A 19,102-nucleotide genomic window follows, 5' to 3' on the forward strand; every position below is an offset into this window, starting at 1 on the left:
CACGCGGGGCTGGAAAACCGAACGAGGGCGACCCCCGCACCTGCGGGAGTCGCCCTCGGCCCGGTCGTCCTCGGGCCGGTCGTCGTCGGTGTGCTCAGCCCTTGTCGAGCACGTCCGCCGCGATCAGGTTCTCCAGGTAGCGGTCGTCCCACCAGTTGAGTTGCAGGGACTTGGCGCGGCGGAAGTACAGCTGCACGTCGCATTCCAGGGTGAAGCCCATCCCGCCGTGGACGTGTACCGCCAGGTCCGTGACCTCGCGGTAGGTGCGGGCGGCGAAGAGCTTGGCCATCGGGGCCAGGCGGGCGGTGTCGCGGCCCTTGTCGCGGGACCAGGCGGCCTCCCAGACCAGGGTCTCGGCGCCGTCGACGGCGGTCGAGGCGTCGGCCAGGTTGTGCGCGATCGCCTGGAAGGCGCCGAGCGGCTTGTCGAACTGCTTGCGGTGCTTGGCGTATTCGACGGTGATCTCCAGCGCGCGCTTCGCGCCGCCGACCGCTTGGGCCGCGAGCAGGATCAGGCCGTCGTGCAGGACGTCCGACCAGACCGGCCAGCCGGCTCCGGCCGTGCCGACCAACTCGCCTCGCACGTCTGCGAGTTCGACCCGGTACTGGGTGTCCGAGGCGATTGTCTGCTGCTGGGTCGTGGTGACCCCGGCAGCCTTCGGGTCGACCAGGAACAGCGACACGCCCTGGTTCGGGTCGCCCGGGGTGCCCGCGGTGCCGGTGCGGGCGAGCACGAGCAGGACGTCGGCCGCCGCCGCGTAGGCGACGTGCCGCTTCGTGCCGGACAGCAGGTAGCCGTCGCCGTCCGCGCGGGCCGCCAGCGCGACGCCCTTGCCGCCGAAGCCGCGGTCCGGCTCCAGCCACGCCACGCTCGCGATGGTGGTGCCCGCCGCGATGCCCGGCAGGTACTTCTCGCGCTGCTCGTCGGACCCGGCCGCGGCCAGTACGCCGCCGACAAGGACCGAGCTGACGAAGTGCGGAGTCGGCGCAAGGGAGCGGCCGAACTCCTCGTAGACCACAGTCGCGTCGAGCGTGGTCATCTCCGACCCGCCCCACTTCTCGGGCAGCGTCAGACCGGTCAGGCCGGACTCGCCGAGCTTCTTCCAGAAGTCCTCGGGGTAGCCGACCGGGTCGTTCTCCAACTCGCGAACGACGGTGAGGTCGGCGTGCCGGGCCGTCAGGCCGCGCACGGTCTCCCGGAGGATGTCCTGTTCCTGGGTGAAATCGAGGTCCATCGCGCGTCTCCTCTAGGGCTTCCAGCGCTCGCCGCGCCGGTCCCACGGGTTGTCGTCGGGGGTGGTGGGCAACGCGATTCGCGCGGTGGCCGTGGTGCGGACCGCGCCGTCGACGGTCAGCGAGATCTCGGCCCGGACCCAGCCGCAGCCGGTCTCGTCCACGGAGACGTCGTCCACCGTGCCGGTGAGCAGCATGTGATCGCCCGGGAAGACCGGCTTGGTCATCCGGAACACCATCCGGCCGATCCGGCCCTTCGGGCCGGTCCAGTCGTTGAGGTAGCGCTCGAACCAGGCGGCCTGGTTCGGGGTGTTCAGGAAGATGTCCTGCACCCCTTGGCGCTCGACCGCGAACTTGTAGTCGTGATGCATCGGCCGCCAGTCGCGGCTGGCCAACGCGCCCAGGATGACCGTGGTCGCGGTGACGTCCACGCCGAAGGTCGGCAGCGCGTCGCCCTTGGCCAACCGGTCCAGGGTCAGGTCGCTCATGCGGTGGCCTCCCGCCGGTAGCCGTAGCCGGTGTAGGACTCGGTGCCGAGCAGGGCGCCGTCCTGGTTGTGGTACTCGACGTCGATCACCCAGAAACGGCCGATCCCGAGCTTGGTGCGCTTTTCCGGGCTGACCGACCGCAGCACCTGACGCGACGTCACGATGTCGCCCAAGCGCACCGGTTCGTAGAACACGTTGGTGTTGTCGGTCATGATCGCCTCGGGCAGTTCGAAGCGGATCTTGAGATCGAAGTGCACCTGGAGGGACAGTTGCTCACCCTCCGCGCCGGGTGCCCAGTAGTGCGGGCGGGCCCACGCGGACAGCAGGCTGAGCGGGGCGATATGACCGCCCGTCAGCTCCGCCGCGACCGCGTCGTCCCAGAACAGCGGATTGCCGTTCTGCACCGACGCGCACGAGGTCCAGATGTAGCCGCGCTCGGCGGGGAAGTCACCCCGCTTCTCGTACTGGACCTTGCCGATCAGCGCCGCCACGTCCTCGGGCAGCGTGGTGTCCTGTGCCGTCATGCGACCACTCCTGAAGCACGAAGCTCGGCCACCCGGTCGGGGGTGTACCCGGCGGAGGTGAGCAGCTCGTCGGTGTCGGTGATCCCGGATTCGCGGACCGGGTACGGTTCGGTCGGCGCCTGCTGACCGGCCAGTACCGGGCCCACCTGGCGGAACTCGCCCTGGTCGGGGTGGGTTGCGGTGGTGAATGCGCCGCGGGCCAGATACTGCGGGTCGGCCAGCAGTTCCGGTACGGACGACACCGCCGACACGCAGGTGTCGGCGGGGGCCAGCTCGGCCACCCAGTCGTCCCGGTCGCGGCCGGCGAACACCGTCGAAAGGTCCGCCCGGATCGCGTCCTGCGCGTCGTCGTCGAGCTGGCGCGACGCCCACTTGTCCAGCCCGGTCAACCGGCACAGGTTGGCCCAGAAGCGGCCCTCGATCGCGGCCACCGCCAGCCACTTGCCGTCCCGTGCGCGGTAGGTGTCGTAGCACGCGTAGCGGCCCGTCAAAATGCCGTGCCGGGGCTCCGGTTCGACGCCGGTGGCCAGGTACTCGTCCACGCCCAGCGCCATCAGCGCGAGCATCCCGTCGGCCACCGAGACGTCCAGGCGCGCGCCGTCGCCGGTGCGCTGCCGGCGGAACAGCGCGCCCATGATCGCGATCACCGCATGCATCCCGCCGCCCGCGCTGTCCGCGACGGTCGCGCCCGGAATGGGCGGGCCGCCGTCCGCGCCCGGCCCGGACACGTGCAGGAAGCCGCCCACGCCCAGGTAGTTGAGGTCGTGCCCGGCCTGCTGGGCGTACGGGCCGTCCTGACCGAAGCCGGACGTGGAGCAGTAGACGATCGAGGGGTTGCGCGCCGAGGCCGCGTCCGGGCCGATGCCCAGGCGGTCCACCACACCCGGGCGGAAGCTCTCGATCACCACGTCGGCGCCCTCGACCAGGGTGAGGAACGCCTCGCGGCCCTCGGGTGCCTTCATGTCGAGCAGCACGCGCCGCATCCGCCGGTGCGCGCTGTACGAGTAGTAGGGCGGCGCGATCTGCACACCGCTGCGGGCCGGGACCGGGCCGACCTTGATCACGTCGGCGCCGTAGTCCGCCAGCCAGCGCGAGGCGCGGGCGGCGGGGCCCACGCTCGCCAGGTCCAATACGGTGACGCCTTGCAGGAACTCTCCGGACATGACGCGGCCCCGTCAGAAGTTCTTGGGAAGGCCGAGACCGCGCCGGGCGATGATGTTCTTCTGCACCTCGGACGTGCCGCCGCCGATGGTGTCCAGCACGGTGTAGCGGTAGGTCGAGTCGGCGCGACCGGCCATCGGCGCGTCCTCGGTGCCCACCCGCAGCTGGGTGCCCGGCGAGGCGATGTCCATCGAGGCGTTCGCGAGCCGCTTGGACAGCTCGGTGGCGTAGAGCTTGTAGCCCGACGCCTCGACCGTGGGCGGTTTTCCGCCACCGGCCGCGGCGGCCACCACGCGCAGCCCGAGCAGGCGCGCCACGGCGGCCTCGGTGACCAGCGTGGCCAGCTGCTTGCGCACGATCGGGTCCTCGCGCAGCGGCTCGTCGTCGCGCGTGGCCTCCTTGACGTACTCGGTCAGTACGTTCAGCCGCTGCTGGATCGGGGCGAACGAGAACATCGTGAAGCGTTCGAGGTCGAGCGCCTGGGAGATGTACTGGAAGCCCTTGTTCAGCTCGCCGACCACGTACTCGTCGGAGACCCAGACGTCGTCGAAGAAGACGTCGTTGGTGCGCTCGTCGCCCATCGTCCAGATCGCCCGGACGGTGATGCCCGGGTGGTCCATCGGCACCAGGAACAGCGTGATGCCGTGGTGCTTGGGCGCGTCGGGGTCGGTGCGCGCGCCGACCCAGTACCACTCGGCGAAGTGCGCGGAAGTAGTCCAGGTCTTCTGGCCGTTGAGCCGCCAGCCCTCGCCGTCGCGGACCGCGCGAAGCTTCATCGAGGCGGCGTCGGAGCCGGCCTCGGGCTCGCTGTAGCCGACCGCGAACTCGACCTCGTTGTTCAGGATCTTGGGCAGGAACTCGGCCTTGAGCTTGTCGCTGCCGTGCGCGAGCAGGGTCTTGCCGATGATGCCGACGCCCTTGCCGATCTGCGGTCCACCGCGCCCGGCGAGGGCTTCGTTGAGCAGGTATTCGTAGACCCCGTCGCCGTCCTGGCCGCCCCACTCCTCGGGCCAGGTGATGCCGAGCCAGCCTTGGTCGGCCATCTTGCGCATGTAGGCGCGGCGTGCGGGGGTGTCGACGACCTGGGCCATGTTCTCCCGGGTGACATCGAACACTTCAGGGTCGGGATTGGCGTCGAGAAACCGCTCGACCGTCTCGCTGAACGCGGTCTGGTCGGGGGAGAAGTCGAAGTCCACGGGTCGCCTTTCGGGGCGCGCCCATGCCGGCAGCCTCACCTGTGTACGTGCAGGTGAGGCAGCCGGCACAGAACCTGACGGATAGTCAGATCAAGGTAACACCGGCCTGGGTTCATTTCGAGTGGCGGTCGGCAAATGATGTGTGGGCCCCGTCTCGTCGGGATCGGGGCGGGTCGTTTGCGTGACGACTTCGGTTCGGCTCCGGTTCGGCTCCGGCGCGTTTCCGTCGCAGTTCGTGTTTCGTCGGCGCGTGCTCGGTTCGGTGCCCGCGTGCGCGCCGGGGCGTGCGGGGGATCCGGGAAGGGCATGATCACGCCAGGGCCGACGAAACGGTTCTGGACAAGTCCGGAAAAGTTACGGCGCGTCCGCGATCGACCACCTATCGTGGGTGGACATGAGCGGAAATGCTTGCCCGCAATGCGGTCGGGAGCACCCGTGGTGCGAGGTCGAGTGGTCGGCGTTCGAGGCCGACGACGCGACCGGTCCCGATTCGGACGAGACCGACGCCGACGGCCCGCCCTACCGGGTCTGCGAACTCCTGCCGGACATCCTCGATTTCCTCGCCCGCGGCAGCCGCGGGCCCGACTGGGCGGGCGCGGGCCGACGCCCGGCCAGGTCGCTGCGCGGGCTGATACCCGGTCCCAGGACCGGGTGTTGACGGAGCGTCAGCGGCACCGTGCCGGATCTCGCGGCGGCGGGTGGTGGGGCTGACGCTGCGTCAAGAATGGGCGGCGCGCGGTGAGTCCGCGCGCCGTCGCGATGGCCTACGCGCGCTGTGAGCTGACCGAGACGACCTCGCCGGTCATGTACGACGAGTAGTCCGAGGCGAGGAAGACCATCACGTTCGCCACCTCCCACGGCTCGGCGGCGCGGCCGAACGCCTCGCGCGAGGACAGCTCGTCGAGCAGTTCCTCCGACGACGCCTTCGCCAGGAACGCGTGCATCGCGATGCTCGGCGCGACCGCGTTGACCCGTACCCCGAACTCCGCCGCCTCCACCGCCGAGCAGCGGGTCAGCGCCATCACGCCGGCCTTGGCCGCCGCGTAGTGCGCCTGGCCCTTCTGCGCCCGCCAACCCAGCACCGAGGCGTTGTTGACGATCACGCCCTTCCCGCGCGGCTGCATGTGCCGCAGCGCCGCCCGGGTGCAGCGGAACGTGCCGTTGAGGGTCACGTTCATCACCAGGTCCCACTGCGCGTCGGTCATGTCGACGAGGTTGGCCTCGCCGCCGAGCCCGGCGTTGTTGATCAGCACGTCGATGCCGCCGAGTTCGCGCGCGGCCGTGTCGATCAGGTTCTGCACGTCGTCCTCGACGGTGACGTCGCACGGCACGGCCAACGGCCGCGACCCGATCAGCTTGGCGAGTTCGTCGGCGGCCTCGCCCAGGCGGCGTTCGTGCTTGTCGCTGATCGCGATCACGGCGCCCTCCTCGGCGGCGCGCTTGGCGGCGGCGAAGCCGATCCCGGTGCCCGCCGCGGCGGTGATCAGGACCGTCTTGCCGGTCAGCAGGCTGTGGCCCTCGACGTAGGTGGGGGCGGCGGTGGGGCTCACTTGGCGTCTCCTCGCGGTTCACGGGGCATGCCGAGGACGCGCTCGGCGATGATGTTGCGCTGCACCTCGTTCGACCCGCCGTAGATGGTGTCGGACTTGGTGAACAGGAACAGGCGCTGCGCTTCGGACAGTTCGTACGGGGCCGCGGCGGCCAGGGTGGATTCGACGCCGGCCACGTCCATCGCGAGCGTGCCGAGGCGTTGGTGCCAGCCCGCCCACACCAGCTTGGCCACCGAGGCCGCGCCGGGGTCGGGCGAGCCGAGCGTGCGCAGCGCGTTGCAGCGCAGCACCTTCAGGTCGATCCAGCTCTGCAGCAGCCGGTCGCGCAGGACGGGATCCTCGATCGCGCCGTTGGCCTTCGCCTCGGTGACCACCTTGTCCAACTCGATTTCGAAGCCGATCTGCTGGGCCAGCGTGGATACCCCGCGCTCGAACGCGAGCAGGCCCATCGCCACGCCCCAGCCCGCGCCCACCTCGCCCACCACGTGCTCCGCGCGCGCGTGAGCCTTGTCGAAGAAGACCTCGTTGAACTCGCTGGTGCCGGTGAGCTGCACGATCGGGCGGATCTCGATGCCCGGCTGGTCCATCGGCGCGAGCAGGAACGAGATGCCCTTGTGCCGCTGCGAGCCGGGATCGGTGCGGGCGAGTACGAAGCACCAGTTCGCCTCGTGGGCGAGCGAGGTCCACACCTTCTGGCCGGTGATCAGCCAGTCGCCGGACTCGGGGTCGATCGCGGCGGAGGTGCGCAGGTTGGACAGGTCGGAGCCGGCGCCCGGCTCGGAGTAGCCCTGGCACCACAGCTCCTCGCCGCGCGCGATGGCGGGCAGGAAGCGGGCCTTCTGCTCGTCGGTGCCGAACGCGAGCACGGTCGGGCCGAGCAGGTTCTCGCCCATGTGGTTGACCCGGCCGGGTGCCTGGGCGCGGGCGTACTCCTCGCCGAAGATCACCTGCTGCATCAGCGACGCCTCGCGGCCCCCGTACTCCCGCGGCCAGGCCAGGCCGATCCAGCCGCCCTCGCCCAGGCGCAGTTCCCACGCCCGGCGGATCTCGAAGTGCTCGTGTTCGCTGCCGGGACCGCCGGTACCGACCGCCGCGGCGAACTCACCGGAAAGGTTCTCCCGGAGCCACGCGCGGACCTCGGCCCGGAACTCCTCGTCTTCGGCGCTGTACCGGAAATCCACAGCCAGTCCAATCTCGTCGCCTCGCCGTGCGGGCGGGACGACGGCCGCGCGCGCGGGGTCGGTGGACCGGGTCGGTGCACACCGACCCCGCGCGCGTCGCCTGTCGGGGGTCGCGTCAGTTGCCGGCGGCGGCCTCGGCGGCCTTCTTCTTCGCTGCGGCGGCCGCGTACTCCTTGAGCTGGGCGAGCACCGGCATCGGGTCCTGGCCGATCTGGGTCGGCAGCTTCTCGGCGATCTCCTCGGCCGTCCAGCGGTCGGCCGCGTACATCGTCTTGATCTCGTGCGGCTGGTCCCACAGCGCGATCTTGGGTCCGGCGGTCGTGTACACCTGGCCGGTGATGTTCTTGGCGTGGTCGGAGAGCAGGAAGACCACCAGCTCGGCGACGTCCTCGGGGTCGCCGATCTCCTTGAGCGTCTGCGGGACACCCTCGGACATCCGGGTGCGGGCCACCGGCGCGACGCAGTTCGCGTTGACGCCGTACTTGTTCAGGCCCAGCGCGGCGGAGCGCACGAAGGAGACGATGCCGCCCTTGGCCGCGGCGTAGTTCGCCTGGGCGACCGAGCCGAGCGCGTACACCCCGGAGGTGAAGCCGACGATCGAGCCGAAGCCCTGGGTCTTCATCACCTTGGAGGCGGCCTGTACGACGGTGAAGGTGCCCTTGAGGTGGGTGGCGATGACGCTGTCCCACTCGTCCTCGGTCATGTTGAAGAGCATGCGCTCGCGCAGGTTGCCCGCGACGGTGACAACACCGTCGATGCGGCCCCACTTCTCGACACCGGCCTCCACGATGCGGGCGCCGCCCTCCATCGTGGCCACGGAGTCGGCGACCGCGACGGCCTCGCCGCCCAGCGCCTCGATCTCCTTCACCACGGCGTCGGCGACCTCGCTGGTCGGCGCGCTGCCGTCCATGGCGACGCCGTAGTCGTTCACGACGACCTTGGCGCCGTGCGCGGCGGCGGCGAGCGCCACGGCCCGGCCGATGCCGCGGCCGGCGCCGGTGACCGCGATTACCTTGCCCGTGAGGAAGTCACCCATGTGTTGTCCGCTCCTTGTCGGTGGCCTCGCCAGTAGGCCCCGGGAATCGAGGGCCGAGGCCCAGGTCGGGTCGGTCGTGGTGCGTCCGGGTCGGTCGGTGCGGCCGGGGCCGCCGGTCCCGCCGGGCGCGGGCGTACGACAGCCTCGCGGCCTTGCGTACGCAAGGTGCGCGGCCTGTGAGAACGCCCTCTCGACATTATCTGACGATCCGTTAGTTTTCCTGGGTAGAGTGCCGCAGCACACAGCACGGCGCACGCTTCCCGGATCCGTTCGAGAATGTGCCCGTGGGTATTCGTGCCCGTCGGCACGTGTCACCACCGCCTGGAGGAGGCCCCCATGTCGCTGCCCCCCGAGTTCCACGAACTGGCCGCACGCGTGAACAACTGGGGCCGCTGGGGCCGGGAGGACGAGATCGGGACGATCAACCTGATCACGGACGACGTGGTCCGGGCGGCGGCCGGCTGTGTGCGCACCGGCAAGCGCTTCTCGCTGGCCGTCGAGCTGCGCGAGGACGGCATCCAGAACGGGATGATCCCGGGCCGGGACAACCCCAAGCGCACCACGTTCCTGGTCAACCACGAGGTCTTCGGCCCCGGGACCGTGGCCACCAGCGACGACGCGGTGACGATGGGCATCCAGGCGGGCACGCACTGGGACGGGCTGACCCACGCGACGTACGACGACCGGCTGTACAACGGCCACTCGGCGAAGGAGACGGTCACCGCCGAGGAGGGCGCGCGCAAGCTGGGCATCCACAACGTGAAGACGCTGGTCTCGCGCGGGGTGCTCCTCGACGTGGCGCGGGCCAAGGGCGTGGACATGCTGGCGCCGGAGTACGCGGTGACGCCGGCGGACCTGGAGGCGGCCGAGGAGTTCGGCGACGTGAAGGTGCGCGCGGGCGACATCGTGCTGGTGCGCACGGGGCAGATCCGGCAGTACTTCGCGGGCGAGAAGGACATGTACTTCTACGGCCCGGGTCTGTCGGTGCGCACGCCCGAGTGGTTCCACGCGCGCGATGTGGCGGCGGTGGCCAACGACACGGTGACGTTCGAGGTCTTCCCGCCGGAGATCGAGGACTGCTTCATGGCGGTGCACGCACTGCACCTGGTGGAGATGGGCATGCTCCAGGGGCAGAACTGGAACCTGGAGGAGCTGTCGGAGGACTGCGCGGCGGACGGCGTGTACGAGTTCTTCCTGGAGGCTTCGCCGGAGCCCTTCGTGGGGGGCGTGGGGACGCCGGTGAACCCGGTGGCGATCAAGTAGGGGCCCGGCGGCCCGTTGCGGGCCGGCCGCCTCCCGAACACGCGTAGAACGCACGGCGCGCGGGCCCCGGACAGGATCGACCTGTCCCGGGGCCCGCGTGCGTTCCGGGCACCGCGACGAGGCCCGGAACGGCGGCGGTCCCACTTCGTCGAGGAAACCCGGAGCACGACCCGGGCGCCTCGTCGTCCCCTCGCGAACGACCGCCACACTCAGGGTGATCAGTGTCGGACGGCCCGTCAACACCCTCGGGGCGCCGATTTCGCGCGACAGATCACGATTCGTCTGCGCCGCGATTCGGGCGACACAGCAGCAACTTCCGCAACTCCCGCACCACCGTGCCCTCGCGGCGCGGTGTCACGGGTGCGGTGCGGCACCACATGAAGTTTTCGGCAGTTGGCAAGTGCTGGGCAGGCGTTACCCGGTGACGCTCGCCGGCAAGCTTTTTGGTCTCCGCGAACGCCTCGGCCCAACGCCGCACCCGCAGAGGTCACTTCGCGGTTGTCCCGGGGTCGCGTACCGGTGGCAGCGAGTCGGCGATTTCGTATCGGCCGCCGGCGCGTGCCGATGCCGAGCGGACCATGCGGGGCGAAGCGCCGGCGCACGATCGGTATTACGCCGCCGGGAATCGGCATCTGCCGGCCGATCCGGTGCTTCCGGGCGGGGTGATGCGGCGGATTCTTGATGTCGCCGGGGTGGTGTGTGTGGGGTGAAGTCGCTGCTGTGGCACCGGTGGTGAACCGTGAGTGGAGGTGACACGTGTGTGATTACGGGCTGATCAGAGGTGGTCTCGGGGTGATACGAGAGGACTGTCACAACCGGCTGACTGCTCATCAGTTCCGGGCTAGAGTGCCGCGCGGGTACGCGTGCGCGCTCGGAATTCGGTTCCGGAGACGGTCGGGTCGGTCAGCCGTCGAGCGCCCCGGCTCGTCAGCCCATTTCCGATGGAGGAGGAACCGGTGAAGGGCGTTCTTTTCGACGGCAAGGAAGCCTCGATCGTCGACGACCTGGAGGTGCGCGCACCCGGGGCCAACGAAGTCTTGGTGAAGATCGGCGCGGCCGGTCTGTGCCACAGCGACATCTCGGTGATCAACGGCACCATCCCCTTCCCGCCCCCGGTCGTGCTCGGGCACGAGGGCGCGGGAGTCGTGGAGGCCGTGGGCGAGTTGGTGTCCCACGTCAAGGCCGGCGACCACGTCGCGCTGTCCACGCTGGCCTCGTGCGGCGCGTGCCGTGAGTGCGACCGGGGTCGGCCGACGATGTGCGCCAAGAGCTTCGGTCAGCTCAACCAGCCGTTCACGCGCGGCGGCAAGCCGGTCTACAACTTCGCCGGCCTGTCGGTGTTCGCCGAGCAGATCGTGGTCAAGGGCGTCCAGGCGGTGAAGATCCCCAAGGACATCCCCCTGGCCTCCGCGGCGCTGATCGGCTGCGGGGTACTGACGGGCGTCGGCGCGGTGCTCAACCGGGCGAAGGTCCGGCCCGGCGACACGGTCGCGGTGATCGGCACCGGCGGCATCGGGCTGAACGTGATCCAGGGCGCGAAGCTCGCGGGCGCGGTCCGGATCGTGGCCGTCGATGCGAACCCGGCGAAGGAGGCGGTGGCGCGTGAGTTCGGCGCGACCGACTTCGTCGACGCGCGCGCGGTGGAGGACTCGGTCAAGGCGGTACAGGCACTCGTCCCGGGCGGCGTGGACCACGCGTTCGAGTGCGTCGGGCACGTCGCGGTGATCCGCAACGCGATCGACATGCTCGGCCGGGCCGGCCAGGCGATCATCCTGGGCGTCGCGCCGTCGGACGCCGAGGCGTCGTTCCACGTGTCCTCGATGTTCCTGGACAAGTCGATCATGGGCTGCCGCTACGGCTCCTCGCGCCCGCAGTACGACATCGCCCGCTACGCCGACCTGTACCGGACCGGCGCCCTCAAGCTCGACGAACTGGTCACCCAGACCTATGCGTTGGACGACTTCCACCAGGCGGTGGAGGACGCCGAGGCGGGCAAGGTCGCCCGAGGCGTCTTCGTCTTCTGACATCGGCCTTCTCGACCGGCGTTCCGGTGGCTTCCATCGGCGAGCGCTGTGGTGTCGAAGCGCGTCCCTCGTGGTGGAGGGACGCGCTTCTTCTTTTTGATCATGAGTGATTCCCGAGTTTTTCATTGCCCTCTACAACAGACGGGATATAATTTCTGCCACGCTGCGAACCGGGGGGATTGCGATGGCGGAAAAGTTCTCTGTCGACTTTGCGTGGCTGGATGCACTGATATCCGGGTTCGACGGCTCGGCCCAGGCTGCGAAATGGGCGCTCGACGCACTCCACGAGACCGGCCCGATTCGTACCGGGCACAAGGATCTCGACACCGCCTGTGATCACTTCAAGGACAAGTGGTCGAAGCGGGTCAAGGATTTCCAGGACCGGATCGGGGAATTCCGCAAGGCCGTCGACGACTCCAAGCGGGCCTACGCCGTGACCGATGAGCACACGGCCACGTCCATGAGCACGCTGCGATCCGCGCTCGCTCCGAACGGTTCGTCCGCGCCGACCGGGGTTACCGCCACGGCTGCGGGTACGCCGAGCCGGATCGGGGAGGCGTTCGCGTGAGTTCGGCCGAGAAGGAGTTTCCGGGGCTGCGGTTCGATCCGGCGCCCGGGCTGTTGCCGGCGCTTGCGCTGCTGGCCGAGAAGGTGCGCCAGGCATCGGGGCAGGTCGGCAATGTACGCACCGAGATGGAGAAGACGCTGCGGGATCCCGGGGCCTGGAGCGGACTGGCCGGCGGCAGTTGCCACGACGCCGTGCAGCACATCTATCCCGAGGTGTGGATCATGCACGACGCCCTGTCCGGCGTCGAACGCACCATCGGCGAATGGTCGTTCCTGCTCGCCGAGTATCAGCGCTCGCGTACGGAGCTGGAGGCCCAGGCGGTGGCGGCCCGGGCCCGGGTGAAGCAGATGGAGGGGAATCCGGACGTCGATCTGCGGTTCTTCGAGGTGATGACCACGTCCGGCAAGGAGCAGGAGGCCCTGCTCACACGGCACGCGGAGGCGAAGAAGGCGCTGGAACAGGCCGAAGACGACCTGGACGCGATTCTCGATTCCGCCAAGGACCTGAAAAGGCAGCACGACGAATCGGCCCGGGGCATCGCCAAGCGCATCCGGGAAATCGCGGACCACCCGCCGGATCGCAACACGACGAGCTTCGGGGGCTCCAACCTCATCCCGCCCTACTTCACGAAGCCGCCGGTCGTCCCGGAGGACACCGGCCCCAAGCGCGAATTCAACGTCACCGATCCCACGGCCAGGGATCGCGCGACCGAACTGGCGGCAATGGCCATGGTCGCGGCGCAGGACGGGTATTTCGGCAACGATCGTGCGGCCTCCTACATGAAGTACTGGCTCGAAGGCGACGGGCGGGACGTCCAGTTCGACGCGCAGGAGTTCCTGAAGGCGGATCCCGGGTTTCAGAAGATCCTCAACGACACCATGCGGGCGAATGCGCCGAGTGGTAATTTCGACACCGGGTGGAAGGGCGGCAGCGTGGCCCGGGACATGGAGAACGGACCGGTCACGCCCGAGTTGCAGGATTTCTATTACACGATGAACGGCTATCAGTATCGGATCGTCGGCACCGACTTCAAGATGGTCGACGGCCATCCGGAGGGCACGATCCGGGTCGACATCTACAAGCGCTACAACTGGGGCAATCCCGAGGGCGGCGCACACCGAAACGACATCGAGGGTGTCCCGCAGAACGACCTGGCCAGACTCAACGAGACGGGTTTGGCCCACGACTTCGACATCGTGGGCAGCACGACGTGGTACATGGCTCCGGGGCTGGTCGGGTGACGTCGGCGGGCGTGGCGAGGAGGGGTGCCCGGCGCGCCCTGCTCCTGGCCGGTGCCTTCTGCGTGGGCTTGCTGGTGCTCGGGCTGCTGGGCTATGGGGCGCTGCGTTTGTTCCTGTGGCATCCCTGGTCGGACGACGGTCGCGACTCGCGTGCCGACCCGGGGAGCGGCGACGTATCGCTGAGCAAGTCGCTGCGGCTGACCGGACTTACGCTGCCGCCGGAGGCCACGAATGTGCGCTATTACGTGCGAGCGAATATGCGCGGGACGCTCGTACAGCTCACGTACCGGATTCCGTGCGGCACGGTCCCGGGGGTGTTGGCGGACGCCAAACTGACCACCCCGGTCGCGATGGACACCATCGGCACGCAGAACGTCCGCCGCTTCGCCGAACGCCATGGCTGGCGGCCCGAGGTGGGCACGACCTCGGCGCTCACCGACACGAGGACGTGGCCCACGACGGCCCTGGTGAACACGCCGCCGGCGGCGGGGGATTGCTCGGTGTACCTGGACGCCTTCAACTGACCTGACGTCGGCAGCTGCTCGCCACGACCGATCACGGCGCGTCTCTCCCACGGGGAGGGGCGCGCGCTTTGTCGTTGTTCGGCTCCGTCGTGGCGGTCGGCAACCGAATGGATACAATCGGCTCTTCACACTTACTGGGGGGTGTGTGATGCCGGACCGATTCTCGGTCGACTTCGCGTGGCTGGACACCTTGATGGCCGCGTTCGACGGTTCGACCGTCGCGACGGACGCGGCGCTCGAAGCTCTGCACGAGACCGGGCCGATCCGGACCGGGCACAAGGATCTCGACACGGCGTGCGACCACTTCAAGGGGAAGTGGGAGGACCGGGCGGAGGAGTTCCGGAAGGACATCGGCAAGTTTCGGGCGTCGGTGGACCGGTCCAAGGCCGCGTATGGCGCGACCGAGGAGCAGGTGTCCGCGTCGATGACCCGGCTCACGACCGGTGTGCCGGCGGCGACTCGCCCCGTGCCGCCCGCGGTCGTCGCCGTGCCGTCGTCCGCTGCGGAGAGTCCGCTTCGGTCCATCCTGGATCCCGATGGTTCGTCCGCGTCCCCGAGCGCACCGCTCCCGACATCGGAGCCGAGTCGGATCGGGGAGGTCTTTCGGTGAGTTCGGCGGCCAAGGAGTTCCCCGGATTACGCTTCGACCCGGCGCCCGGGGTGGTGCCGGCGCTGGGCCTGTTGGCCGAGAAGGTGCGTCAGGCGTCCGGGCAACTGGGCAGGGTGCGGGACGAGATGGAGACCGCGCTACGTGATCCCGGGGCCTGGACCGGGATGGCGGGCGGCGCGAGCCACGACGCGGTCCAGGGCATCTATCCGAAGATCTGGACCATGCACGATGCGCTGTCCGGCGTCGAGCACACGCTGGGCGAGTGGTCGTATCTGCTGACGGATTATCAGCGCTCTCGGGCCGCGCTGGAGGCCCAGGCGGTGGCGGCGCGGGCGCGAGTGAAGCAGGCGGAGGCCGATCCCGACGTGGATGTCGGATTCGCCGACATCGTGGGCCGATCGGGAGCGGATCGGGACGCCTTCTTCAAGCGCCACGCCGCCGCCAAGCAGGCCCTGGACCAGGCGGAGAACGAACTCGACCGCATCATCGAGGCCGCGAAGTCCCTGAAGCGGCAACACGACGACTCCGCGAAGACGTTCGCCAAACAAATCCGCAACCTCGCCGACCACCTGCCGGACGCCGACACGATGACCCCGGCGGGGTCGGGCATCATCCCGCCGTACTACACGAAGCCGCCGGTAGAGGCCGAAGACATGGGCCTCAAACGTGAGTTCAACGTGACCGAGCCCACGGCAAAGGATCACGCGACCCGCGCGGCGGCGATGGCGATGGTGGCCGGTCAGGACGCGTATTTGGGGAATGAGCGCGCGGCGTCGTACATGAAGCACTGGCTGGAAGGAGATGGGAGCGAGGTTCAATTCAAAGCCGGCGAATTCGTCGATGCGAATCCCGCGTTCCGGAAGCTTCTGACGGATACCATCCTCGCCGGCGGACCGAATGGGAACTTCGACACCGGATGGCAGTCGGGGGCCGTGCACGAGGATATGAAGGCCCCCGAGTCGGCTGGGAAATCGAAGCAGTTACTCGACTGGTATTATACAATGAACGGCTATCGATATAGAATCGTGGGCACCGATTTCAAAATGGTCAACGGGGAGCCGGTGGGGCAGGTGCGAGTCGATATTTATAAACGATACAATTGGGGGAACCCTGAAGGTGGCAAGCATCGCGGAAATATCGAAGGGGTCCCGCAGAACGACTTGGCTCGACTGAACGAGACCGGACTGGCGCACGACTTCGATATCACCGGAAGTATGACTTTCTACGTCACCCCGCCCCCGCGCTCGTGAGCACCGAAGGCCGGTACGTCGGGTGAAAGCTGTGGTCGGACGTGCCCTGTTTCTGGGTGCCGCCTTTCTCGTCGGGATGCTGGTGCTGAGCCTCGTGACGTTCGGTGCGTTCGAGATCTATCACCGACATCCGTGGGCACCCAATGTGCACGACTCGCGCGCCGATGCCGGGAGCGATCCCGAATTTTCGCTGAAGAAATCTTTGCGATTGACGGGCACCACCCTGCCTGCCGGAGCCTTCGATGTACACTTCCGGGCCGGTGGAAACATGATGGGGACGAGCTTGGATCTTATGTATCGGATCCCGTGTGGCGCGGTTCCCGGAATTCTTGCAGAGGCAGAATTCACGACTCCGGGCACCGTGAACGATATTGGGAACACTTATGTTCGCGATTTTGCGAAGAGGCACGGTTGGCGCGCTGATTCGGGGTTCACTCGGGCCTATTCCGGCAAGGGCAAGTGGCCGACGGCGGTGCTGGTGCAGACGCCGGAGACGGGGGACTGCTCGGTTTATCTGACTGCCTTCAACTGAGTTGAAGGGCGCCCCCTACCAGCTTTGAGGTCTTGGCCGAGGGTGCGCGTGGCGTTCATGGCGTTGCCGAGGTGGGTACCGGAGGGCTGGTTGGTGGGAGGGGCGATCCGGGGCGACGGGCCGGTGGGTAAACGGAGTTGGGACGTCGGGCGGACACGTGGCCCTGATTTTTCGGATGTGGGGGCCGTGTGGGTGGTTGGGTGCGAGACTCCGTGGGGACGTGACGACCCGGGCGACAAGGTTGCCGAGCGTACGGCCGAGTTTCGCCGGGTCGGGGCGTGCGGATGCGGGTTCGCCTGTGGGTTGGTCATCCCGTGGGATTGATCGACCGCTTGACTTCAAGTGGACTTGAAGTCCTACGGTCGCCGCATGACCTGCACGAAGTGCAGGATTCGCGCCGCAGTGCCAGGAGGACGTCCCATGACCACCCAGCAGATCTCCGATGCCGAACTCGCCGGACAGCCCGCCGCGTACTGGACTGGTGTTGCCTACGAGGCGCTCATTGCCTACACCCGGGCCCGGCAGGCCGAGAAGGGCTACACCCAGCCGCAGTTCTGGCTGCTGCGCAATCTTTCGGTGAACGACATCTCGCCCGACGGCGCGGGGATGACCGTGCCGGAACTGCGGGTGGCGATGGCCTCCTACCTCCGCCCCGAGGACGACTTGGCGGCGGAGTCCGAGGCGCTCGTGGAGCGCGGCTGGTTGACCCGCGATGACGAGGGCCGCCTGTTCCTCACCGAGGCGGGCGAACAGGCCCGCGTCGACCTCGCCCGCAACGCCCCGGCGATCCGCGCGACCCTCCACGAGGGCATCGCCGACGCGGACTACGTCACGACGCTCAAGGTCCTCCAACGCCTGATCCACAACGCGGGCGGCCCGGCCACGTGACGGACGGTGCCTGGGCCGGATACCCGGGCCCGGTGACTCGGTCCTGGTGTCGGCCCGTCGGTACACAATGGCCGTGGGCAAGTCGGTGGCCGAGTGCCTGCGGGTGGTGCTGAACGAGGACTGGGCACACCACGGGTTCTGCGTCCGTGACCTCGACATGCAGGAACGCTGAGCCGGCTCCTTGGGCCGTGTCGCGCTTGAACTGGACTTCTCCTCGGGCGGTGTCCGCTGCGAGAGCCGGGGTGGTGACCTCCGGATCCGAGCTGTGGACAGCCCCGCAGGCCCCTTGGCGCCGATGCCGTGATCTGCCGTGGCCGGTGTGATCACGGCGTCGGAGCCTTCCTGGACAGCCCCGTTCACCGGGCTGAGCCGGCGCGACTTCGGCAAGCCGATCACGATGCCTCGTTGCGACGGTAGACCGGGTCCTGTTGGTCGCCGCGTACCGGCGCGCCAACCCGACGCGATGGCAGCCGGCGCCGCCCTCCGGGTGTCGAAGTCGGCATCCTCCAGGCCGCATAGCCGGGCAGCCGAGCACGCACAGGCGCCTGTCCTGATCCGCTCAAAGATCAATTACGGGACGGCCATCAGAGCAGGTGGTCGGCCTTGCCCGCCTTGATGTCGCGGATGAGGGTGCGGAGGGCGTCGACGGTGTCGGTGAGGTAGGCGTCCTCGTGCCCGGCGACGGCGATGTAGGCGTTCCCGTCGGCGTCGGTGCCGAGGCGGAAGCAGTTCCCGGAGTCCTGGCAGAAGGGCTCATCCCAGGTGATGTCAGACATGCATTCTCCTACAGCTGGTGAGCGATCGAGCGGATCAGGTCGTGCGTTGCGGATTCCGATAGCGCGATCCGTTCCATCTGGTCGAGTTGGAGACTGAACTTGCGGAGTTGGGCACCGACATGCAGGAATTCGGCGACGTTTGTGCGGTCCAACTGCACCGTGTCCAGGCTCGGTGCCTCGGCGTGGGCGTAGAGGAAGGCTTGTCCGGAGCCGGGGAATGCTCCAGCCGAGAACGGGATGGCTCGTACGGCGATGTTGTCGTGACCTGCCAACTTGAGTATGTGGTCGAGCTGTTCGCGGAGCACACGGCGACCGCCGACCTCGATGCGAAGTGCGGCCTCGTGGATTATGGCCGTGTACGTGGGCGCGCCCGGGCGGTCAAGCGCCTTTCGACGTTGCGTGCGGTGGGAGACCCGGGCCTCGAACTCGTCGTCGGGGAGCGATGGAATCGCTGCTTGGAAGAGGGCGCGGGCGTATGGCTCGGTTTGGAAGGGCCCGGGGATGTGCGCCATCGTGCTCATCCGCAGGTCCCGGGCGAACCACTCCAATTCGGCGATGTCCAGGAACGTCGGCGGTAGGACGTCTCGGAAGTCTTCCCACCAGCCCTTGGTCCGGTCGGCACCCATCCCGGCCAGGGCATCGACCAACTCTTGGTCCGTGCAGTCGTAGTTGTAGGCCATGCGCCTCACCCGCTCGGGACTGATCCCATGGCGGCCCGCTTCCGTGCTGGTGATGACGGTTCGGTTCGTCGCCAGGAGCGAGGCCGCCTGCTCCGTGGACAGGCCGGCGGCCTCACGCAGCTTGCGAAGTTCGGCGCCCAGGCGTTGCTGGCGAGCGGTTGGGTTACTCCTCGGCGCCACACGCGCTCCCTGCGTACATGCTGCTCAGTCTGCCCCGCTTCCAAGCCTCGGGCCAACGCCCTTTGGCAAGCAGGTGGCACATGTGCTCCCAAAGCCCTACGGTGAGTACCGCGTCAGGTACGCACAGCGATGCCGGAAGTGCGCCGCGTTGGCATGCTCGCCTGTTCCGGGGTGGGTGTGTCGCGCTCGGGAGGTAGG

The 19,102-nt window shown here is 68.6% G+C and carries 20 protein-coding genes and 1 pseudogene; 11 read left to right on the top strand and 10 right to left on the bottom strand.

The window, feature by feature from the left end:
• Nucleotides 1-94 precede the first annotated feature (94 nt).
• The 5 genes from ACWGR4_RS11470 to ACWGR4_RS11490 are packed head-to-tail and all read right to left on the bottom strand — an operon-like array spanning nucleotide 95 to nucleotide 4,601.
• Complete coding sequence (locus tag ACWGR4_RS11470; protein WP_452130984.1) at nucleotides 95-1,234, bottom strand: acyl-CoA dehydrogenase family protein; 1,140 nt, start codon at nucleotides 1,232-1,234, stop codon at nucleotides 95-97.
• Between the two features lie 12 nt (nucleotides 1,235-1,246).
• Nucleotides 1,247-1,720 (bottom strand): hotdog family protein, encoded by a 474-nt coding sequence (locus ACWGR4_RS11475; protein ID WP_379999205.1) that lies wholly within the window; start codon nucleotides 1,718-1,720, stop codon nucleotides 1,247-1,249.
• The gene (locus ACWGR4_RS11480) at nucleotides 1,717-2,244 is read right to left on the bottom strand and encodes an FAS1-like dehydratase domain-containing protein (protein WP_126639322.1); all 528 of its coding nucleotides are present in this window, start codon (nucleotides 2,242-2,244) and stop codon (nucleotides 1,717-1,719) included. Before ACWGR4_RS11480 ends, ACWGR4_RS11475 begins: the two co-directional genes overlap by 4 nt.
• A complete protein-coding gene (locus tag ACWGR4_RS11485; protein WP_379999207.1) occupies nucleotides 2,241-3,407 on the bottom strand; it encodes a CaiB/BaiF CoA transferase family protein in 1,167 nt (388 codons plus the stop codon). Before ACWGR4_RS11485 ends, ACWGR4_RS11480 begins: the two co-directional genes overlap by 4 nt.
• 12 nt (nucleotides 3,408-3,419) lie before the next feature.
• Nucleotides 3,420-4,601: an acyl-CoA dehydrogenase family protein gene (locus ACWGR4_RS11490; RefSeq protein ID WP_379999209.1), complete on the bottom strand. Its 1,182-nt coding sequence runs from the start codon at nucleotides 4,599-4,601 to the stop codon at nucleotides 3,420-3,422.
• 394 nt (nucleotides 4,602-4,995) lie between these two features.
• Here ACWGR4_RS11490 and ACWGR4_RS11495 point away from each other — a divergent pair, with 394 nt between their 5' ends.
• Entirely contained in the window at nucleotides 4,996-5,259 is a 264-nt protein-coding gene (locus ACWGR4_RS11495; RefSeq protein WP_452130983.1) for a hypothetical protein, read from the top strand.
• A gap of 106 nt (nucleotides 5,260-5,365) precedes the next feature.
• Here the strand turns inward: ACWGR4_RS11495 and ACWGR4_RS11500 are convergent, their stop codons facing one another.
• The 3 genes from ACWGR4_RS11500 to ACWGR4_RS11510 all read right to left on the bottom strand — a co-directional run bounded on the left by ACWGR4_RS11500 (nucleotide 5,366) and on the right by ACWGR4_RS11510 (nucleotide 8,368).
• Nucleotides 5,366-6,151, bottom strand: a complete 786-nt coding sequence (locus tag ACWGR4_RS11500) for an SDR family oxidoreductase (protein WP_452130982.1) — start codon at nucleotides 6,149-6,151, stop codon at nucleotides 5,366-5,368.
• The gene (locus ACWGR4_RS11505) at nucleotides 6,148-7,332 is read right to left on the bottom strand and encodes an acyl-CoA dehydrogenase family protein (RefSeq protein WP_452130981.1); all 1,185 of its coding nucleotides are present in this window, start codon (nucleotides 7,330-7,332) and stop codon (nucleotides 6,148-6,150) included. The genes ACWGR4_RS11500 and ACWGR4_RS11505 overlap by 4 nt, the downstream gene beginning before the upstream one ends.
• A gap of 115 nt (nucleotides 7,333-7,447) precedes the next feature.
• Nucleotides 7,448-8,368 (bottom strand): SDR family oxidoreductase, encoded by a 921-nt coding sequence (locus ACWGR4_RS11510; RefSeq protein ID WP_452130980.1) that lies wholly within the window; start codon nucleotides 8,366-8,368, stop codon nucleotides 7,448-7,450.
• Between the two features lie 336 nt (nucleotides 8,369-8,704).
• On the opposite strand from ACWGR4_RS11510, the gene ACWGR4_RS11515 reads away from it, so the two are divergent.
• From ACWGR4_RS11515 to ACWGR4_RS11560, 10 genes and pseudogenes are all read left to right on the top strand, one after another.
• A complete protein-coding gene (locus tag ACWGR4_RS11515) occupies nucleotides 8,705-9,631 on the top strand; it encodes a cyclase family protein (protein ID WP_379999219.1) in 927 nt (308 codons plus the stop codon).
• A 956-nt stretch (nucleotides 9,632-10,587) separates the two neighbouring features.
• Nucleotides 10,588-11,655: a Zn-dependent alcohol dehydrogenase gene (locus tag ACWGR4_RS11520; RefSeq protein WP_452130979.1), complete on the top strand. Its 1,068-nt coding sequence runs from the start codon at nucleotides 10,588-10,590 to the stop codon at nucleotides 11,653-11,655.
• A 184-nt stretch (nucleotides 11,656-11,839) separates the two neighbouring features.
• The gene (locus tag ACWGR4_RS11525) at nucleotides 11,840-12,223 is read left to right on the top strand and encodes a hypothetical protein (protein WP_452130978.1); all 384 of its coding nucleotides are present in this window, start codon (nucleotides 11,840-11,842) and stop codon (nucleotides 12,221-12,223) included.
• On the top strand, nucleotides 12,220-13,464 hold the full coding sequence (locus ACWGR4_RS11530; protein ID WP_452130977.1) for a hypothetical protein: 1,245 nt from the start codon (nucleotides 12,220-12,222) through the stop codon (nucleotides 13,462-13,464). The genes ACWGR4_RS11525 and ACWGR4_RS11530 overlap by 4 nt, the downstream gene beginning before the upstream one ends.
• 11 nt (nucleotides 13,465-13,475) lie before the next feature.
• Nucleotides 13,476-13,988 carry a hypothetical protein gene (locus ACWGR4_RS11535; RefSeq protein ID WP_452130976.1) on the top strand — a complete coding sequence of 171 codons (513 nt, stop codon included), beginning with the start codon at nucleotides 13,476-13,478 and terminating at the stop codon, nucleotides 13,986-13,988.
• A 148-nt stretch (nucleotides 13,989-14,136) separates the two neighbouring features.
• Nucleotides 14,137-14,598, top strand: a complete 462-nt coding sequence (locus ACWGR4_RS11540) for a hypothetical protein (protein ID WP_452130975.1) — start codon at nucleotides 14,137-14,139, stop codon at nucleotides 14,596-14,598.
• Nucleotides 14,595-15,848 (top strand): DUF349 domain-containing protein, encoded by a 1,254-nt coding sequence (locus ACWGR4_RS11545; RefSeq protein ID WP_452130974.1) that lies wholly within the window; start codon nucleotides 14,595-14,597, stop codon nucleotides 15,846-15,848. Before ACWGR4_RS11540 ends, ACWGR4_RS11545 begins: the two co-directional genes overlap by 4 nt.
• Nucleotides 15,849-15,870: 22 nt before the next feature.
• On the top strand, nucleotides 15,871-16,380 hold the full coding sequence (locus ACWGR4_RS11550; protein ID WP_452130973.1) for a hypothetical protein: 510 nt from the start codon (nucleotides 15,871-15,873) through the stop codon (nucleotides 16,378-16,380).
• 420 nt (nucleotides 16,381-16,800) lie between these two features.
• A complete protein-coding gene (locus ACWGR4_RS11555) occupies nucleotides 16,801-17,268 on the top strand; it encodes a MarR family transcriptional regulator (protein ID WP_452130972.1) in 468 nt (155 codons plus the stop codon).
• Nucleotides 17,269-17,578: 310 nt separating this feature from the next.
• Nucleotides 17,579-17,779 (top strand): annotated as a pseudogene (locus ACWGR4_RS11560) (IS5/IS1182 family transposase); the annotation flags it as partial.
• Between the two features lie 73 nt (nucleotides 17,780-17,852).
• On the opposite strand, the gene ACWGR4_RS11565 reads toward ACWGR4_RS11560, so the two are convergent.
• Complete coding sequence (locus ACWGR4_RS11565; protein WP_452130971.1) at nucleotides 17,853-18,044, bottom strand: hypothetical protein; 192 nt, start codon at nucleotides 18,042-18,044, stop codon at nucleotides 17,853-17,855.
• 8 nt (nucleotides 18,045-18,052) lie between these two features.
• The gene (locus ACWGR4_RS11570; RefSeq protein ID WP_452130970.1) at nucleotides 18,053-18,904 is read right to left on the bottom strand and encodes a helix-turn-helix domain-containing protein; all 852 of its coding nucleotides are present in this window, start codon (nucleotides 18,902-18,904) and stop codon (nucleotides 18,053-18,055) included.
• Between the last annotated feature and the right edge of the window lie 198 nt (nucleotides 18,905-19,102).

Source organism: Embleya sp. NPDC055664, assembly GCF_053618075.1.

Excerpts from the sequence above, each read along its gene's own strand:
- ACWGR4_RS11470 (WP_452130984.1), bottom strand. The coding sequence starts at position 1,234 with ATGGACCTCGATTTCACCCAGGAACAGGACATCCTCCGGGAGACCGTG.
- ACWGR4_RS11475 (WP_379999205.1), bottom strand. The coding sequence starts at position 1,720 with ATGAGCGACCTGACCCTGGACCGGTTGGCCAAGGGCGACGCGCTGCCG.
- ACWGR4_RS11480 (WP_126639322.1), bottom strand. The coding sequence starts at position 2,244 with ATGACGGCACAGGACACCACGCTGCCCGAGGACGTGGCGGCGCTGATC.
- ACWGR4_RS11485 (WP_379999207.1), bottom strand. The coding sequence starts at position 3,407 with ATGTCCGGAGAGTTCCTGCAAGGCGTCACCGTATTGGACCTGGCGAGC.
- ACWGR4_RS11495 (WP_452130983.1), top strand. The coding sequence starts at position 4,996 with ATGAGCGGAAATGCTTGCCCGCAATGCGGTCGGGAGCACCCGTGGTGC.
- ACWGR4_RS11510 (WP_452130980.1), bottom strand. The coding sequence starts at position 8,368 with ATGGGTGACTTCCTCACGGGCAAGGTAATCGCGGTCACCGGCGCCGGC.
- ACWGR4_RS11515 (WP_379999219.1), top strand. The coding sequence starts at position 8,705 with ATGTCGCTGCCCCCCGAGTTCCACGAACTGGCCGCACGCGTGAACAAC.
- ACWGR4_RS11525 (WP_452130978.1), top strand. The coding sequence starts at position 11,840 with ATGGCGGAAAAGTTCTCTGTCGACTTTGCGTGGCTGGATGCACTGATA.
- ACWGR4_RS11540 (WP_452130975.1), top strand. The coding sequence starts at position 14,137 with ATGCCGGACCGATTCTCGGTCGACTTCGCGTGGCTGGACACCTTGATG.
- ACWGR4_RS11555 (WP_452130972.1), top strand. The coding sequence starts at position 16,801 with ATGACCACCCAGCAGATCTCCGATGCCGAACTCGCCGGACAGCCCGCC.
- ACWGR4_RS11565 (WP_452130971.1), bottom strand. The coding sequence starts at position 18,044 with ATGTCTGACATCACCTGGGATGAGCCCTTCTGCCAGGACTCCGGGAAC.